Source organism: Pseudomonas sp. FDAARGOS_380 (assembly GCF_002591235.1).
GTDB lineage: Bacteria > Pseudomonadota > Gammaproteobacteria > Pseudomonadales > Pseudomonadaceae > Aquipseudomonas > Aquipseudomonas salmasensis.
This window is the reverse complement of sequence record NZ_CP023969.1, coordinates 1,540,170-1,556,138: the sequence shown is the minus strand read 5'-3', so window position 1 is coordinate 1,556,138 and position 15,969 is coordinate 1,540,170. Positions and strand designations below refer to the sequence as shown.

Sequence of the window (15,969 nt, the reverse complement as noted above, 5' to 3'; positions counted from 1 at the left end):
GTCATGTCGATCGAAGTCCGTAATGTCAGCAAGAACTTCAACGCCTTCAAGGCCCTGGACAGCATCAACCTGGATATCCAGAGTGGCGAGCTGGTGGCGTTGCTGGGCCCGTCCGGCTGTGGCAAGACTACGTTGCTGCGCATCATCGCCGGCCTGGAAACTCCGGATGCCGGCAGTATCGTGTTCCATGGCGAAGACGTCTCCGGCCACGATGTGCGTGATCGCAACGTGGGCTTTGTGTTCCAGCACTACGCGCTGTTTCGCCACATGACCGTGTTCGACAACGTCGCCTTCGGCCTGCGCATGAAGCCGAAAAACCAACGCCCCAGCGAAAGCCAGATCGCGGGCAAAGTTCATGAGCTGCTGAACATGGTGCAGCTGGATTGGTTGTCCGACCGTTACCCCGAACAACTCTCCGGCGGCCAGCGCCAGCGTATCGCCCTGGCCCGCGCCCTGGCGGTGGAGCCCAAGGTGTTGCTGCTCGACGAACCCTTCGGCGCCCTTGATGCCAAGGTGCGTAAAGAACTGCGCCGCTGGCTGGCGCGCCTGCACGAAGACATCAACCTGACCTCGGTCTTCGTGACCCACGACCAAGAAGAGGCCATGGAAGTCGCCGACCGTATCGTGGTGATGAACAAGGGCGTGATCGAGCAGATCGGTTCACCGGGCGACGTCTACGAAAACCCGGCCAGCGACTTTGTTTATCACTTCCTGGGTGACTCCAACCGCCTGCATTTGGGCGAAGACAAGCACCTGCTGTTCCGCCCCCACGAAGTGTCGCTGTCGCGCCATGAGCTGGAGGATCACCATGCGGCGCAAGTGCGGGATATTCGGCCGTTGGGTGCGACCACTCGCGTGACCTTGAAGGTTGAAGGCCAGAGTGAATTGATCGAGGCCGAAGTGGTGAAAGACCATGACAGCCTAACCGGCCTGGCCCGGGGCGAGACCCTGTTCTTCAAACCCAAAACCTGAACCCAGCGCAAAACCCCTGTGGGAGCGGGCTTGCTCGCGAATGCGGAGTGTCAGTTGATACATTCATCACTGACCCACCGCATTCGCGAGCAAGCCCGCTCCCACATTTAGACCTCGCTTGGCTTAAGATCGCGGCGAGCCACCGGCCCCGAACGCTGTTCAATCTGCCGCTTGAGGTCCTGCCGCAACCCCAGCAAAAACGCCAACTCCGCCACCACAAACAACGGCCCCACGATCAGCCCCGACACATCGTCCACAAACGCAGGCTTCCTGCCTTCGTAGTAGTGCCCGACGAACTGAATCACCCAGCCCACCACAAACATCCCCACGCCGCTGCTCAGCCACACCGCCGTGCTTTGCGCCGCCAGCCCATGCCCGGCCCACACCGACAAGCCCATCAGCACCGTCATCAATACGCCCAGGGCCAGTTCCAGGCGCAAGTAAAACCACGCCGAAAACAGCGCCAGCAGCACCGCAGGTGACAGCCACAGCCCGCCCACCGACCATTCGGGGCGCGACAGCAGCACGGCCACCGCCACCACAATCAACGGGATACCGATGAAGTGGCTGGCGATGTTGCGTGGGTCGCGGTGGTACGCGGCGTATTGACTGAGGTGGTCGACGAGGCTTTTCATTGTTGTTCCTCCTGTAGGATGTTTGATCATGCCCTGTCAGCCGGTGCCTAACTGTCAACTGGGCGACAATCTTCGGAGTTCGCATGGACACAGGGACATGGCACGCACAATTGGCTCGCGGTCAGTGGTTCAACCATTTGCCGCCTGACTTGCAGCGTAGCCTGCTGGCGGCGGCGCGGTTGCGTGTGCTGACGGCGGGGCAGTACCTGTTCAAGCGCGGTGACCCGCCGTGCGGCGTGTATGCGGTGCTGGAAGGCACGGTGCGCATCAGCGCGGTCAGTGCCCAAGGCAAGGAAGCGGTGTTGAGCCTGGTGGAAACGCCCTACTGGTTCGGCGAGATCTGCCTGTTCGACAACCTGCCGCGTACCCACGATGCCCTGGCCACCGGCGCATGCAGGCTGTTGCAGGTGCCGCAGGCGGCGATGCTCGGCATTCTTGAACAGCGTCCGCTGTTCTGGCGGGAGATGGCTTTGTTGATGAGCCATAAACTGCGACTGTCGTTGATCACTATCGAACAGATAAGCCTGATGCCCGCCTCAAAGCGGCTGGCCCATCGGTTGCTGATGATTGCCCAAGGCTACGGCGAAGTGGAGCAGGCGCGTCGTGTGCTGCAACTGCCCCAGGAGGATCTGGCGGCAATGCTGGGCCTGTCGCGCCAGACCATCAACAGTCTGCTCAAGGCGCTGGAGCAACAGGGCATTATCGGCTTGAGTTACGGCGCCATCGAGATACGCGACCTCAATGGGCTGCAGCTGGCCGCGGGCCTATGAACCGCGATAGGTGGAGAAGCCGTAAGGGCTGAGCAGCAGCGGGATGTGATAGTGCTGGTCGGCCTGCTTGACCTGAAAGATCACCGGCACCTCGGGGAAGAACGTTTCGCGGTTAGCCTTCTTGTAGTAATCGCCTGTCTTGAATACCACACGGTACTCGCCCGGCTGCAGGCTGCGGTTGGCCGGGAACAGCTCGGCGATGCGGCCTTGCTGGTTGGTCACACCTTCAGACAGCGACTGCCATTTATCGCCCACGTGCTGTTCCAGGGTCACATTGACCCCGGCGCTTGGCAGGCCATTTTCCAGGTTGAGTACGTGCACGCTCAGGGGGTTGCCGTCGGCCAGGGCCAGGTTGCACAGGCCGCTCAGGCTCAGTGCGGCAAGGGTCATGCTCAAGGTTTTCATGGCGAAGTCCTTTTGAGGGAAGTGGAATCAAGGGGTGATTTTCAAGCCCAGTTGCTCGGCGGCCTGCACGGCGCAGGCTTCATCCTGCGCGGCGCCACCGGCACCGGCGATGCCTAGGGCACCGACCAGTTCGGCGTCGGCAAACAGCGGCACGCCACCGCCGAGCAACAGCAGCTCGGGCAAGCTGTTGAGGTTGGCGGCCTCGGGGTTATTACGCGCCCGTTCGGCAAACAGCCGGGTCGGGGTTTTTGTCGACAGCGCCGTGTACGCCTTGCGTTGGCTGGCGAGGCTGTTGTGCGGGCCGACACCGTCAGCGCGCAGGCCCAGCAACAGGTTGCCACCGCGGTCGAGTACGGTCAGCGCAGCGGTGCAATGGGCCAGGCTGGCGTCGGCCAGTTGGCGAGCGGTGTGCAGATCCAGCTCGGCGTGGCGTGGCAATTGTGGCGCCGCCTGGGCGGCGGTGGCCGCGGCGAGGCTCAGGAACAAGGCAGTGCGGTACATAGTGAGGGCTCCAGAAAGCAGGCCGTCACGGTAACCAGTGGATGCGGACAAAAGCCGCACAATTGGATGACAGGTTTGTAATCAAACTCAGGGATTTGGGGTGGTTGTACCGGCCTTATCGCAGGCAAGCCAGCTCCCACATGTGAACGCATTCCCCTGTGGGAGCTGGCTTGCCTGCGATGAGGCCCTTGCTACTGCAACCCGTCGCGAAACTGCCCCGGCGTCATCCCCGTCCAGCGCTTGAACGCACGATTGAAACTGCTCGTATCGGCAAACCCCAGCAAATGGCTGATCTCGGCCAATGAGCACTGCGGGTCGCGCAGGTGCAATAACGCCAGGTTTTGCCTGCACTCGTTAAGCAAGGCGTCAAACCGACACCCTTCATCGGCCAGATGCCGCTGCAAGCTGCGCAGGCTCAAGTGCATCGCTTGGGCGATGCGTTCGGCGCTTGGCTCGCCGTCCGGCAATTGCGCCTCGATGGCGGCGCGCACCTTGCGTTCCCAGGTCAGCGGTTGCAGTTGGGCGAGGGTGCGCTTGAGCACGGTTTCGTTGTGTTCGGCCAGCTCCGGGTTGGCGTCGTCCAGGTGGCTGTCGAAGTCGCTGGCGGCGAATTCCAGGCGGTCTTCGTCGGCGGCAAAGAATACTGGCGAGCGAAATACCGTGTGCCACGGCTTGGGGTCGGTAGGTTCCGGGCGCCGCAGGTAAACGGCCAACGGCGCATAGTCGCGACCCAGGCGGTTGCGGCAGGTGCGTACGTAGATCGCCGCAAAGGCATCGATCGCTTCCGGCGCGGGCGCGGGGCTACCTGGGGGTTGGAGCAGGCGAAAACGGTAGATGTCGCCGTGGCGGCTCAGCTCCAGGTCCAGGGCATCACTGACCACCTGGTGATAGCGCACGATGCGCTCGAATACCTCGCGCAAGCTGCCGCTGGCCACCAATGCGTAACCCAGTGCATGAAAGGTGGTGGGGCTGACAAACCGCGACACCCGCAGCCCAATCGCCGGGTCGCCACTGGCCTGTACCGCCAGCGCCCATAAGCGTGTGGTGGCCGACAACCGGTAGCGGGCGTTGGGGTCGTCCATCTGCTGCGGGTCCAGCCCGGCCTCGGCGCAAAGCGCGGCGCTGTCGAGGCCCAGGGCGTCGAGCTGCTTGCGCAGGGCGCGGGTCCAGCTGGCGAGGGAAGTAGGTTCGGTCATGGCAATTGGCGCTTGGGGTCAACAGATTGGCGTGCGCGGCTAGCGTCCTGCGCTAGGGTTAGGTGCAGGATTCAGGCATCACTTCACAAGAGAATGGAAGCATGGACGGTACTTCTGCAAGCCCCCAGCCGTTGAACGCACAACAGCGTTCGGCGCACATCCGCGAGGTCGTGATGGCCGAAGGCGTGCGCCTGCGCCAGCGGCATCCCTGGTTGTTGCATCAGGACGCCCTGGGTGCAGGCATCCTGGCCTTTGCCTTGCTGGGCATGCTCGGCTCGGCGGTGCTCTACATCAGCGGTCATATGGCCTGGTGGGTGTGTCTGCTGCTCAATGCCTTCTTCGCCTCGCTCACCCACGAGCTGGAACACGACCTGATCCACAGCATGTACTTTCGCAAACAGCGCGCGCCCCACAATTTGATGATGGGCCTGGTGTGGCTGGCGCGCCCGAGCACCATCAACCCGTGGATACGCCGGCATCTGCACCTCAACCATCACAAGGTCTCGGGCACTGAAGCCGACATGGAAGAGCGTGCGATCACCAATGGCGAACCCTGGGGTATCGCGCGGTTGTTGATGGTGGGGGACAACATGATGTCGGCCTTGATCCGCCTGTTGCGCGCCAAGACCTGGCCGCACAGGTTCAGCATCCTCAAGCGCGTGCTGCTGGTGTACGCACCGCTGGCCTTGCTGCATTGGGGCGCGTGGTACGTCTTCCTGGGCTTTCATGCCGCCAATGGCATTGCCAGTTTGATGGGTGCGCCCATCCAGTGGTCAGCCGGTACGTTGCAGGTGATGCAGGTGATCGATATCGCTGCCGTGGTGATCATCGGCCCGAACGTGTTGCGCACCTTCTGCCTGCACTTTGTCAGCTCCAATATGCACTACTACGGCGATGTGGAACTGGGCAATGTGATCCAGCAAACCCAAGTACTGAACCCTTGGTGGCTGTGGCCGTTGCAGGCGTTCTGCTTCAATTTCGGCAGCACCCATGGCATCCATCACTTTGTGGTGAAAGAGCCGTTCTACATCCGCCAGATGACCACCAAGGTGGCGCATAAGGTGATGGCCGAGATGGGTGTGCGCTTCAATGATTTGGGTACGTTTACGCGGGCCAATCGATATGAGCGAGAAGAACAGGCGCAGTCGCAAGTCAATCAGGCTGCGCCGGTGTGAGGTTTACTCTCCGGTAATCAGCAGGCAGGTCTGAGCCTTGCAGCCTTTGGCGTACGAAAGCGTTACAAATCTGATGGCCGCTTCGCGTGTTTTAGTGGCGATCGTCAGCGGGCGGGTCTTGGAGTCCTCGACCTGCTGGCTTTCTCCCGGCAGGACGACGGTTATCCATTTCCCCTGAATAATATCCAGTGGGGTCTTGGTCTTGTTCACCACTTCGATCAGCGGATGTTCAACCGGGGCGATGTCGGCCGCGGCCTGCGCAGCCATCGGCAGCAGGGATAGGGCCATACAGGCCATTAAATGGGAGGCTACAGTCATGCGTACTCTTCCTGAGTAAAAGGCAATTAAAAGATTTTGGGTAGATACAGCGAGCCCGCATCTAAGACGTCTGCCTCGGTTATCGCAACGCTGGGGTTGTAAGTGGGGATGTCGCTTGGGCCTGAGGTGATCGTTTTCCTAGCAGGCAATAAACGCCAGGGGCAAATCGCGAATCTGTTCACGCACGGGCGGTTGGTAGTGGTCATCGCTGATCAGTTCGTGCAGCAGTTCTTCGCGCAGTTGGTGGAATTCAAAGCTGCTGCGCTGGCGTGGATGGGGCAGGGCGATGTCGACTATTTGCTTGATGCGCCCGGGCCTGGGCTCCATCACCACCACACGGTCGGCGAGGAAAATCGCCTCTTCCACATCATGGGTCACTAGCACTGTGGTGATCCTGGCGCGGGCGCGAATTGCCAACAGCTCATCCTGCATCTGCTGGCGGGTCAGCGCGTCGAGGGCGCCGAAGGGTTCGTCCAGCAACAGGATGCGCGGGCTGGCCACCAGGCCACGGGCAATCGCCACCCGTTGCGCCATGCCGCCGGAGAGTTGGTGCGGGTAGGCGCGGGTGAAGTCGGTGAGGCCCACCAGCTCGATAAAATCGTTGATGCGCCGCGTGCGCTCGGCCTCGCTCAGCGGCTCGTTGACCAGGCCCAGGCCGATGTTTTGCGCCACGGTCAGCCACGGAAACAGACGGTGCTCCTGGAACACAATGCCGCGTTCGCCGCCGATGCCGCTGACGGCGTTGCCATCCACGCGGATCTCGCCGCGAAACTGCGTATCGAGCCCCACCAGCAGGCGCAGCAGGGTCGACTTGCCGCAACCGCTGGCGCCGACAATCGCGACGAATTCCCCTTCGGCCACCTCCAGGTTGAATTCGCGGATGGCTTCCAGTTCGAAGCCATCGACGTCGAAGGACTTGCCCACATGGTTGAAGCTGACAATCGGTGCGTTCATGCGTGTCTCCAGCGAGTGGCGCGGGTTTCGAAGCGTTGGCCGAGCAGGTTGAGGGTGGCGCCGGTGAGGCCGACCAGCAGCATGCCGCTCATGATCAGGTCCATGCGCAGCAGCTGTTGGGCGCCGATCATCAGGCTGCCGATGCCGCCATTGGAGGGCATGAAATATTCGGCGCCGAGGGTGCCCATCCACGCGTAGATCAGGCTCAGGCGCAGGCCGGCGAAAATCCCCGACGCGGCGCCCGGCAGTACCAGGCGGCGCAGGCGTTGCCAGAGGTTCAGGCGCAGCACCTGCGCGGCTTCACGAAGTTGAGGCGACAGGTTGAGCACGCTGCGCTGGGTGGCGATAAACAACGGGAAGAAGGCGGCGAGGGCGATAAACACCCACTTGGCCAACTCACCCAGGCCGAACCAGGCGGTCAGCAGCGGCACCCAGGCAAAAATCGCAATCTGACGCAGCGCGGACAAGGTTGGGCCGAACAGTCGCTCACTGCGCCGCGACAACCCCAGCCACAACCCCAAGGCAAAGCCCAGGCTGCCGCCGAGCAGCAAGCCGCCCATGGCTCGGCCCAGGCTTTTGCCCAGGGCGGTGGTCAGGCTGCCATCCAGCGCGCCGGCCAGGGTGGTTTGCAGCACGGTCCAGGGGCTGACCAGAATGTTCGGGTCTACCCAGCCCTGTTGCGTCGCGGCCTGCCACAGCGCCAACAACAGCAAGGGTAACAACCAGGGCTGCAGGCGTTGCCAGCCTTCATAGCGTGGCCCGCGGCGGATCTGCGCGGTGGCAGGGTGCGGCCAGTGCACCCACTTGCGATCCAGCCAGCCGATGCCGCGGTCAATCACCACCCCCAGCACGCCAATGACCACGATGCACACGAAGACGATATCGAGCATGAACAACTGGCGCGCCCACACCATCAGGTAGCCGATGCCTTCGCTGGAAGCCAGCAGCTCCACGGCCAGCAAGGAAGTCCAGCCGGCCGCCAGGGCCAGGCGCACGCCGGCCATGAACGCCGGCAATGCGGCGGGCAGGATCAGACGGCGGACCAACAAGTGGCCAGGCAGGCGCAGCACCCGGGCAGCTTCGCGCAAGTTGGGTTGGGCATCGCGCACGCCCACCAGGGTATGCAGGGTGACGGGCACCACGATGGCCTTGACCAGCACCACCAGCTTGAGGGTTTCGCCAATGCCGAAAAACACCATGAACAGCGGGATCCAGGCCAGGGTCGGCACTTGCGCCAGTGCGCTGAAGGTCGGGAATACCAAGCGCTCGGCACGCGTACTGAAACCCAGGAACGCGCCCAGTATCGCGCCGGCACTGATACCGGCCAGCAGGCCCCAGAACAAGCGCTGCAAGCTGATCGCCAGATGGCTCCATAACTCGCCGCCGGCCAACTCCACCGCGCTGCTCCACACCAGGGCGGGAGTGGGCAGAATCTGCTCGCTCATCCAATGATTGCGGCTGGCCAGCCACCATAAGGCAAACAGCGTGAGCGGCAGCAGCCACGGCAACACCCGCTGGCCCAGTTGCGGCCAGCGCGGCGCGATGCCTTTGGACGGGGCCGCCAGCGGCAGGCTCAGAAGTGAAATCCGGGCCATGGAAGACCTCCGAATGCGTTATGTGATTTCGATCTTACAAAATCGTGATCAAGATGATTGCGAGATAAGAAAAGTCATTTAAAGCCTCACGCCGCTACGCATCCAATGCATTCGAAGAATATTTTCGATGCTGTTTGTGCATATCCCTCTGGAGCCTGCGTGTTAGCTTGCATAGTTCTAAAAGCTATTAAATTGTGAATTTATAGTATTTAAAGTTTTGTTCAGCTTGTGCCTACTTTTTGCTCCCCAGGCGACCGTCGCCCACCAGGAGCTGCGCTTATGAAACTGCCCTTTAAACGTCTGATCAGCCTGTTCGCCGGCACCGCCCTGGCCGGGTTGGTGCATGCCGCTGACCTCAAGGAAATCCGCATCGCCGTGCCCGACCTCAGTGCCGGCAGCCAGCACAGTGGCGGTGGCATTACCGACGTGTTGCGTGAACAGCAGATCTTCGAAAAAGCCTTTGCCGACCAAGGCATCAAGATCCAGTGGAATTACTTCAAGGGCGCCGGCCCCGTGATCAACGAAGCCTTCGCCAACGGCCAGGTGGACCTGGCTTATCTGGGCGACTTGGCGGCGATCATCGGCCGCTCCAATGGCCTGGATACGCGGCTGCTCAGCGCCTCCGCACGGGGAGTGAAGCATTACCTCGGCGTGGTGCCGGGCTCCGGCATCAAGACCCTGCAAGACCTCAAGGGCAAGCGCGTGGCGGTGTTCCGGGGCACGGCCAGCCAGTTGTCGTTCGACAGCGCATTGGCCAGCCAGGGCTTGAGCGAGAAGGACCTGAAGGTGATCAACCTGGACTTCAATGCGGCCGCTGCCGCCCTAGCCGCCAAGCAGATTGACGCCACCTGGGGCGGTTCCACGCTGACGGCGTTGCAGGCCAAAGGCTTGGCAGAGATACCGCTGACCACCAAGGACCTGGGCGATGCCGGCAGCATCCAGGCCGTGCTGGTGGGCAGCGCCAAATTTGTCGATGACCACCCAGACGCCGTGGCCACCTTGCTCAAGGCCCAACAGCAAGCGGTGCAGTGGTTGACCGATGACAACAACAAACAGGCGTACATCGCGCTGGTGTCCGGGCTGGCCAGTTACCCGCCGGTGATCCTCACCAATGATTTGAAAGACCAGAAACTCAGCGAAGTTTTCCCCTCCACACTGGACCCGGTGTTCCTTGGCAAATTGCAGGATGCGGTGGACTTGGCGTCCAGGGAGAAGTTGATTCGCAGGTCGTTTCAGGTGAGTGATTGGGTGGCGCCGGGGTTGGTGGCGGCGGGGCTCTGATTTTGTTGTTGCCTGTACTGCCGTCTTCGCGAGCAAGCCCGCTCCCACAGGTTGGAATGCATTCCAAATGTGGGAGCGGGCTTGCTCGCGAAGGGGCCCGTCAAACCGCCACACTCACCGGCTGACTATCCACCTCCACCAACATCTCAATCATCGCCTTCGCCGCCGGCGACAACCGCGACCCCGTGCGGCTGACAATCCCGCAGCGCGCACTCATTGTCTCCATGTGCTGCGGCAAGTTGCGCCAGTGCAGCAGCACCAGCGCTCCCTTGGCAATGTCCTCGGCAAAGGCTTCCTCCGTGCCGACACCGATGGCATTGGTTTGCAGCACGATGCTCACCAGTGCCGGGAAGTGCTCGGTCTGGATACTCGGTGAAAAATCCATACGCCCACTCAGGTTCGCCAACAGCTTGCGAATGCCCTGGGAGATCAGCGGCGCCGCCAGCGGGTAGTCGAACATATCGTTGGTGGACAGGCTGTCCTTGGCCAACAACGGGTGCCCAGGGCGGCAGAAAAACACCCCGCGTTTGGGGGTGAGTGCGCGGGTCTGGAAATTCGGGTCGGCCTCGAACTGGCGGATGTCGGCGATAAAGAATTCGATCTCTTCACGGCTCAGGCGGCGGCTGAGGGTTTCCCAGTTATCCACCTGAAACGTGGTGCGGATTTTCGGGTGCGCGTTGATAAACCGCGCCACCGCATCCGGCACCAGTTTCACCGCTGGCGCCGGGCCGCAGCCAAAGCGCAGGTCGCCGGCGTCCAGCTTGGTCATGCGCGTCACTTCACTGCTCAGCAGCGCCGCGCCATGCACCAGGCTCAGGGCGTGCTGCAACACCACCTGGCCTTCCGGCGTGGGGCGCAAGTCCTTGTGGCCACGGTCTACGAGCACGCAACCGAACTCCTGTTCCAGCCCCTGGATGCTGCGGCTGAACGCCGGTTGGGTGATGCCCATGGCGTCCGCGGCACGCACGAAACTGCGGTGTTCGTTGAGGGCGATGAAGTAGCGCAGTTGGCGAAGATCCATATGCTTTCCCGGCATTTTAAAAATAGGTCGAAGGCATTTGCGACCCGGCAAGCTGAGGTTTTAAATGCAAGCTCTTATTCCGTCAACGAAGCATTCGTTCATTTGCTAGACCTAAATTGCATATGGATAGAGCGTTGCTGGAGCGTCCCCCACCGTTTCGCAGGCACATGAGGGTCATCACAATGAGCAACGCCGCATTAGCCGTTCAACCCATCGCCCACGCACTCGATATTCACCCGGTAGCCGGGCGGATCGGTGCCGAGATCCGTGGCATCAAACTGTCCGGTGAGCTGGATGCCGCCACCGTCGAGGCCATTCAGCAGGCGCTGGTACAGTACAAGGTGATTTTCTTTCGCGAACAAACCCATCTCGATGACCAGAGCCAGGAAGCCTTTGCTCACCTGCTCGGCGAGCCGATTGCCCACCCGACGGTGCCGGTGCGGGACGGCACGCGGTTCCTGATGGAGTTGGATGGCACCCGTGGCCAGCGCGCCAACTCCTGGCACACCGACGTGACTTTCGTCGATGCCTACCCGAAAGCCTCGATCCTGCGTTCGGTGCTGGCGCCAGCGTCCGGCGGCGACACCGTATGGGCCAACACCGCCGCTGCCTACAACGACCTCAGCGTGGAGCTGCGCGCACTGGCTGACCACCTGTGGGCGGTGCACAGCAACGAATACGACTATGCCGCCCGCAAGCCGGATGTGGCGGTGGAGAAGCAGGAGGAGTACCGCAAAGTGTTCACCTCCACGGTGTACGAAACCGAACACCCGGTGGTGCGCGTGCACCCGGTCAGCGGTGAGAAAACCCTGCTGCTGGGGCACTTCGTCAAACGCCTGAAAGGCTACTCCCAGGCAGAGTCGGCGCAGTTGTTCAACCTGCTGCAAGGCCACGTCACACGCCTGGAAAACACCGTGCGCTGGCGCTGGAACACCGGTGACGTGGCGATCTGGGATAACCGCGCCACCCAGCATTACGCGGTGGACGACTACGGCACCCAGGAACGCATCGTGCGCCGGGTCACGCTCAAGGGCGATGTGCCGGTGGGGGTGCAGGGGCAATCAAGCAAAACCACTAAAGGTCTCTAAGCCGGGTGAAGATTAAAAATGTGGGAGCGGGCTTGCTCGCGAATGCAGTGGGTCAGTTGATGAATTCGTCGCCTGACACTGCGCATTCGCGAGCAAGCCCGCTCCCACATTTGGGTTGTGGTGTTTACCAGACTCCGATTTTCACCACTTTCTCTGCCTCTGGCTCACCATAACGAAACCACTGCCCACGCAGTTCAACTTCCGTGTGGCTGATGGTAGTGCGCCGCTTCAACCCGCGTAGCCAGTCGAACAGATAGCCCAAGTGAGTTTCGCGCACCTCGGCATAGGCCGGATCGCTGCCCAGGTCGTGCTGTTCTTGCGGGTCGTTTTCCAGGTCGAACAGCTGCGGGCGAAAGCCGTCGTATGCCAGGTATTTCCAACGCTCGCTGCGCACCATGGTCATGCGGCAACGGTCGATGGGTTGCTCCAGGCGCTCGCGAGCGGGGGCCTGGAAGGCGTAGTCGTATTCGGCAATGGCGTAGCGGCGCCAGGTGGGTTGCGCGCCGTGCAGCAATGGAATCAATGAGCGACCTTCCAGGCGATGGTCGGCGGCGGGCAAGCCCAAGGCGTCGAGGAAGGTGGGCAGGGCGTCGATGGTTTCCACCAGACGCTCATCCACGGTGCCGCGGCTGACATCGGCGCTGGCACGCGGGTCGCGTACGATCAACGGAATACCCACCGCAGGCTCCAGCAAGAATTCTTTTTCACCGAGGAAATGATCGCCGAGGAAGTCGCCGTGGTCGCTGGTAAACACGATCAGCGTGTCGTCCCAGCGGCCGGTGCCTTGCAGAAAGTCGAACAGCCGTCCGAGTTGATCATCGATCTGTTTGATCAGCCCCATGTAGGTGGGAATCACCGTGAGGCGCACCTCGTCACGGGAAAAGTTCTGGCTCTCCTGGTGTTGGCGAAATGCCTGGTACACCGGGTGATCGCTTGTGTGCTCCGGTTGAATCGGCGCCTGCACATGCTCGGCGCCGTACAGCGCGTGATACGGCGCCGGGGCGATGTAGGGCCAGTGCGGCTTGATATACGACAGGTGCAGGCACCACGGCTGTTCACCTTGCTCGTCGATAAAGTCGATGGCACGGTCGGTGGTGTAGACCGTCTCCGAATGCTCTTCGGCCACCCGTGCGGGCTTGCCGGCGTTGCGCATGTGCCAGCCGCTGAGCACTTCGCTGTTCTCACCTTCGGCGGCGTTGGCCCATTCATGCCAGGGGTTGCGGCCGCTGTAGCCGTGATCGCGCAAGTACTGGGTGTAGGGTGCGGACTCGCGCTTATCGTCGAACAGCGGGCTGTCGGGGTAGATGCCGTCGTGACGCAGATATGCGTCGAAGCCGACCTCATTGAGCGGCTCGGCCTGGGCACTGTCGGGGTCGATCTGCAGGCGCTGCAAGGCCTCAAGGTTGGGCGTGGCGTGGGTCTTGCCCACCAGGGCGGTGCGGATGCCGTGGGGGCGCAGGTAGTCGCCGATCGTCAGTTCTTCGAGCGGCAGCGGTACCGCGTTCCATGCCACTTGATGGCTGCTGACATAGCGCCCGGTGTAGGCCGACATGCGCGACGGGCCGCAGATGGTGCCTTGTGTATAGGCTCGACTGAAACGCACACCGGCGGCGGCCAGGCGGTCGATATTCGGCGTGTGCAGATGGGCATGGCCGTAGCAGGACAGGTAGTCGCGGCGCAGTTGGTCGCACATGATGTAGAGCACGTTGCGCACGGGTTTTGGTTCAGACATGGGGGTTTACCGGACGGAGGACAGAAGCGTTTTTTCGCCGTTCGCAGGGGGGGCTGGCAAGTGCATTTGAGGTCTGGATTTTATGCAGGGAATGCATGGGTGTGGCTGCTGGCGCTATCGCAGGCAAGCCAGCTCCCACAGGGGAATGCATTTCAAATGGGGAAGCCGGCCCGCCTGCCGACGCCCATCTACCTGAAGCCCCACGATCAAATTGTGGGAGCTGGCTTGCCTGCGATGACGACCAGCCAGCCGACACTCATCTACCTGACGCCCCACGATCCAACTGTGGGAGCGGGCTTGCTCGCGAAGGCGGCCTGACAGCCGACACAGTCATACCGAGTACATATCCATTCCTGCGGTAACGGCCACTTAGGGTTCCGCCCGACGGCGGGTCACTTTGGAAAAGCCCCAAAGTAACCAAAGGGCTCTTGCCCCACCACTCGGCACCTCGCTTGGGCTCGGTGTGCCCGTAATCCGCCAGTGATTTGGGGGGGCGCCGCCACGCGCCATCCATGGCGCGGGGCGGCTAAACCGGCATCCCTGCCGGTTTACCCCCCAAATCACTGTCGAATTCCGGCCAGCGTGGTTTAACGGGGCGCCTGAGATCAAGATCACAAGCAGATCAAGATCAAGAGCGGCTCGCTTCGCATCGTGGTTACCTTTGGCTTACTCGGCGAAGGACCTGATGTGAGCGGCCAGTTCTGCCAGCGCTGTATCGTCTGCCCTGGCAGCGTCATGGGAGGAGACATAGCCTTCATAACGCTCAAAATATTTGTCCTGGGTCGAGCTGATTTTTTTGAAGGCGCTGCCTTCCCCGGTGCCGTGCATCGGGAATAATTTGGCGTGCAGATGGTCGACGCCATAACCCTCCAGAATCATGCCCGTTCTGGCGACACCCTTTAGCGCGTTGTCCAAAAGCGTCGCCGTCTTCTTGGCTGCAATGACCAAGTCGCACAGCACGGTGTCCGGTTCGGCAAACGCATAACTGCCGCGATGGGCTTTGGGGATAACGACACTGAACCCCGGCGTGTTGGGAAATATGGAGAGAAAGGCCATGTGGGTCTGGTCTTCCCATAGGAGATGGGCGGGAGCAGTACCGCGGGCAATGCTGCAAAAGATACAGTCCATCAAACGCGCTTCCTCGTGCGGGTCAAAAGGTTATAGACCCTCTTGTAGGTGATCTTTGTTATCTAATGATGACTTCACTGAGGTAGTGGGCCTCTGTTCGCCGCATAGTCAGACCGCAATATTTTCCAGCGCATAAGCATCCTCGTCCCTCGCATCAATCTCCTTGATCTGCTCAATCATCGCCTGCGCCAACGGCGACAACCGATACCCCGCGCGGCTGACGATCCCGTAGCGGGTGTAGCGCTCCTCCAGGTTTTCGTCCAATCCCTCAATCTGCAAACACACCAACTCACCCCGCGCCATGTGCAGCACGTCGCTGTTGGCGCTGACGATGCCGATGGCGTCCGAGCGCAGTACCACGCCCATGAGGCTGTAGCCGTTTTCGCATTCCACATTGGGCTGGTAATCCGGTCGGCCGCTGAGGTCGACGATGACTTTGCGCAGGTTCGGCGGGCGGATGGTTACCGCCAGCGGGTAGCTCATCAGCTCGGCGGCGCTGATGCTGTTGCGCGCGGCCAAGGGGTGGCCGGCGCGGCAGCAGAAGTGCCAACGGCGCGGGCGCAGGCGGTGGGTGTGGTAGTCGGGGTTGGCTTCGAAGTGGCGGGTGTCGGCGACGAAGAATTCGAACTCTTCGCTGAGCAGGCGCTTGCTCAGGCTTTGCCAGTCGTCCACCTGGAACTGCACACGGGCCTTGGGGTAGCGCCCGATAAAACTGCCAATGGCACGTGGCACTAACCCAGCTGCCGGCGCGGGGCCGCAACCGAAGCGCAGTTCACCGGCTTCCAGGCCATTGAACTGGCTGATTTCGTTGGCCAGTTGTTGTGCGCCACTGACCAGGCGGCGTGCATGTTCGAGCAGCACCTGGCCTTGCTTGGTGGGCGCCAGGTCTTTGCGGCCACGGTCCACCAGTTGGCAGCCGGCACTGTGTTCCAGGGCCTGGATGCTACGGCTGAACGCCGACTGCGACAGGTTCACCGCTGCGGCTGCCGCGACGAAACTGCGCTGTTCGGCGAGGGCGATGAAGTGGCGAAGCTGGCGCAAGTCGATATGCATTTTTCACATCAAAAATATCCGGGAAATGCATTGGCTATGCATTACGTCGACTCCTTATAAAGGCTATCTCTTATGCAGTAAATGTTCGTAAAAACATAAATAAATAACCTTTAGGAATATGAGGCGACGAGTATTCCGGGGTTCT

16 protein-coding genes are annotated in these 15,969 nt (G+C 61.4%); 5 read left to right on the top strand and 11 right to left on the bottom strand.

Translation table 11 applies throughout. From position 1 onward, the window contains the following. Positions 1 to 3 precede the first annotated feature (3 nt). Entirely contained in the window at positions 4 to 972 is a 969-nt protein-coding gene (locus CRN80_RS07415) for a sulfate/molybdate ABC transporter ATP-binding protein (RefSeq protein WP_098949871.1), read from the top strand. Positions 973 to 1,079: 107 nt separating this feature from the next. Here the strand turns inward: CRN80_RS07415 and CRN80_RS07410 are convergent, their stop codons facing one another. Then, complete coding sequence (locus CRN80_RS07410) at positions 1,080 to 1,607, bottom strand: DUF962 domain-containing protein (RefSeq protein WP_098949870.1); 528 nt, start codon at positions 1,605 to 1,607, stop codon at positions 1,080 to 1,082. Between the two features lie 83 nt (positions 1,608 to 1,690). Between CRN80_RS07410 and CRN80_RS07405 the strand changes: the two genes are divergently transcribed. Continuing rightward, positions 1,691 to 2,377 carry a Crp/Fnr family transcriptional regulator gene (locus CRN80_RS07405; RefSeq protein WP_098949869.1) on the top strand — a complete coding sequence of 229 codons (687 nt, stop codon included), beginning with the start codon at positions 1,691 to 1,693 and terminating at the stop codon, positions 2,375 to 2,377. Here the strand turns inward: CRN80_RS07405 and uraH are convergent. The 3 genes from uraH to CRN80_RS07390 all read right to left on the bottom strand — a co-directional run bounded on the left by uraH (position 2,372) and on the right by CRN80_RS07390 (position 4,479). Further along, complete coding sequence (uraH, locus tag CRN80_RS07400) at positions 2,372 to 2,782, bottom strand: hydroxyisourate hydrolase (RefSeq protein WP_032894191.1); 411 nt, start codon at positions 2,780 to 2,782, stop codon at positions 2,372 to 2,374. The two genes, CRN80_RS07405 and uraH, sit on opposite strands and share 6 nt — an antisense overlap. A gap of 27 nt (positions 2,783 to 2,809) precedes the next feature. Next, positions 2,810 to 3,283 (bottom strand): heme-binding protein, encoded by a 474-nt coding sequence (locus CRN80_RS07395; protein WP_098949868.1) that lies wholly within the window; start codon positions 3,281 to 3,283, stop codon positions 2,810 to 2,812. 191 nt (positions 3,284 to 3,474) lie between these two features. Continuing rightward, on the bottom strand, positions 3,475 to 4,479 hold the full coding sequence (locus CRN80_RS07390) for an AraC family transcriptional regulator (RefSeq protein ID WP_098949867.1): 1,005 nt from the start codon (positions 4,477 to 4,479) through the stop codon (positions 3,475 to 3,477). Between the two features lie 101 nt (positions 4,480 to 4,580). On the opposite strand from CRN80_RS07390, the gene CRN80_RS07385 reads away from it, so the two are divergent. Continuing rightward, positions 4,581 to 5,654, top strand: a complete 1,074-nt coding sequence (locus CRN80_RS07385; protein ID WP_098949866.1) for a fatty acid desaturase — start codon at positions 4,581 to 4,583, stop codon at positions 5,652 to 5,654. A gap of 3 nt (positions 5,655 to 5,657) precedes the next feature. On the opposite strand, the gene CRN80_RS07380 is transcribed toward CRN80_RS07385, so the two are convergent. From CRN80_RS07380 to CRN80_RS07370, 3 genes are all read right to left on the bottom strand, one after another. Beyond that, entirely contained in the window at positions 5,658 to 5,972 is a 315-nt protein-coding gene (locus CRN80_RS07380; RefSeq protein ID WP_032894187.1) for a hypothetical protein, read from the bottom strand. A 138-nt stretch (positions 5,973 to 6,110) separates the two neighbouring features. Next, a complete protein-coding gene (locus CRN80_RS07375) occupies positions 6,111 to 6,926 on the bottom strand; it encodes an ABC transporter ATP-binding protein (RefSeq protein WP_098949864.1) in 816 nt (271 codons plus the stop codon). Beyond that, entirely contained in the window at positions 6,923 to 8,521 is a 1,599-nt protein-coding gene (locus CRN80_RS07370) for an ABC transporter permease (protein ID WP_098949863.1), read from the bottom strand. Before CRN80_RS07370 ends, CRN80_RS07375 begins: the two co-directional genes overlap by 4 nt. A 279-nt stretch (positions 8,522 to 8,800) precedes the next feature. Between CRN80_RS07370 and CRN80_RS07365 the strand changes: the two genes are divergently transcribed. After that, entirely contained in the window at positions 8,801 to 9,802 is a 1,002-nt protein-coding gene (locus CRN80_RS07365; RefSeq protein ID WP_098949862.1) for an ABC transporter substrate-binding protein, read from the top strand. A 100-nt stretch (positions 9,803 to 9,902) separates the two neighbouring features. On the opposite strand, the gene CRN80_RS07360 is transcribed toward CRN80_RS07365, so the two are convergent. Beyond that, positions 9,903 to 10,823 carry a LysR family transcriptional regulator gene (locus CRN80_RS07360; protein WP_098949861.1) on the bottom strand — a complete coding sequence of 307 codons (921 nt, stop codon included), beginning with the start codon at positions 10,821 to 10,823 and terminating at the stop codon, positions 9,903 to 9,905. 182 nt (positions 10,824 to 11,005) lie between these two features. On the opposite strand from CRN80_RS07360, the gene CRN80_RS07355 reads away from it, so the two are divergent. Then, entirely contained in the window at positions 11,006 to 11,911 is a 906-nt protein-coding gene (locus tag CRN80_RS07355) for a TauD/TfdA family dioxygenase (RefSeq protein ID WP_098949860.1), read from the top strand. Positions 11,912 to 12,035: 124 nt separating this feature from the next. On the opposite strand, the gene CRN80_RS07350 is transcribed toward CRN80_RS07355, so the two are convergent. The 3 genes from CRN80_RS07350 to CRN80_RS07330 form a co-directional block, all read right to left on the bottom strand. Next, positions 12,036 to 13,643: an alkaline phosphatase family protein gene (locus tag CRN80_RS07350; RefSeq protein ID WP_098949859.1), complete on the bottom strand. Its 1,608-nt coding sequence runs from the start codon at positions 13,641 to 13,643 to the stop codon at positions 12,036 to 12,038. Between the two features lie 666 nt (positions 13,644 to 14,309). Then, positions 14,310 to 14,771, bottom strand: coding sequence for an HIT family protein (locus tag CRN80_RS07335; protein WP_098949857.1), 462 nt, complete (start codon positions 14,769 to 14,771; stop codon positions 14,310 to 14,312). Between the two features lie 108 nt (positions 14,772 to 14,879). After that, positions 14,880 to 15,824 carry a LysR family transcriptional regulator gene (locus CRN80_RS07330; protein WP_098949856.1) on the bottom strand — a complete coding sequence of 315 codons (945 nt, stop codon included), beginning with the start codon at positions 15,822 to 15,824 and terminating at the stop codon, positions 14,880 to 14,882. Positions 15,825 to 15,969 lie beyond the last annotated feature (145 nt).

What these genes read in the sequence shown, in the direction of transcription:
- CRN80_RS07370 (WP_098949863.1), bottom strand. Translation starts at nt 8,521, where the DNA reads ATGGCCCGGATTTCACTTCTGAGCCTGCCGCTGGCGGCCCCGTCCAAA.
- CRN80_RS07410 (WP_098949870.1), bottom strand. Translation starts at nt 1,607, where the DNA reads ATGAAAAGCCTCGTCGACCACCTCAGTCAATACGCCGCGTACCACCGC.
- CRN80_RS07355 (WP_098949860.1), top strand. Translation starts at nt 11,006, where the DNA reads ATGAGCAACGCCGCATTAGCCGTTCAACCCATCGCCCACGCACTCGAT.
- CRN80_RS07385 (WP_098949866.1), top strand. Translation starts at nt 4,581, where the DNA reads ATGGACGGTACTTCTGCAAGCCCCCAGCCGTTGAACGCACAACAGCGT.
- CRN80_RS07390 (WP_098949867.1), bottom strand. Translation starts at nt 4,479, where the DNA reads ATGACCGAACCTACTTCCCTCGCCAGCTGGACCCGCGCCCTGCGCAAG.
- CRN80_RS07375 (WP_098949864.1), bottom strand. Translation starts at nt 6,926, where the DNA reads ATGAACGCACCGATTGTCAGCTTCAACCATGTGGGCAAGTCCTTCGAC.
- uraH (WP_032894191.1), bottom strand. Translation starts at nt 2,782, where the DNA reads ATGAAAACCTTGAGCATGACCCTTGCCGCACTGAGCCTGAGCGGCCTG.
- CRN80_RS07335 (WP_098949857.1), bottom strand. Translation starts at nt 14,771, where the DNA reads ATGGACTGTATCTTTTGCAGCATTGCCCGCGGTACTGCTCCCGCCCAT.
- CRN80_RS07405 (WP_098949869.1), top strand. Translation starts at nt 1,691, where the DNA reads ATGGACACAGGGACATGGCACGCACAATTGGCTCGCGGTCAGTGGTTC.
- CRN80_RS07350 (WP_098949859.1), bottom strand. Translation starts at nt 13,643, where the DNA reads ATGTCTGAACCAAAACCCGTGCGCAACGTGCTCTACATCATGTGCGAC.
- CRN80_RS07365 (WP_098949862.1), top strand. Translation starts at nt 8,801, where the DNA reads ATGAAACTGCCCTTTAAACGTCTGATCAGCCTGTTCGCCGGCACCGCC.
- CRN80_RS07415 (WP_098949871.1), top strand. Translation starts at nt 4, where the DNA reads ATGTCGATCGAAGTCCGTAATGTCAGCAAGAACTTCAACGCCTTCAAG.
- CRN80_RS07360 (WP_098949861.1), bottom strand. Translation starts at nt 10,823, where the DNA reads ATGGATCTTCGCCAACTGCGCTACTTCATCGCCCTCAACGAACACCGC.
- CRN80_RS07395 (WP_098949868.1), bottom strand. Translation starts at nt 3,283, where the DNA reads ATGTACCGCACTGCCTTGTTCCTGAGCCTCGCCGCGGCCACCGCCGCC.
- CRN80_RS07380 (WP_032894187.1), bottom strand. Translation starts at nt 5,972, where the DNA reads ATGACTGTAGCCTCCCATTTAATGGCCTGTATGGCCCTATCCCTGCTG.
- CRN80_RS07330 (WP_098949856.1), bottom strand. Translation starts at nt 15,824, where the DNA reads ATGCATATCGACTTGCGCCAGCTTCGCCACTTCATCGCCCTCGCCGAA.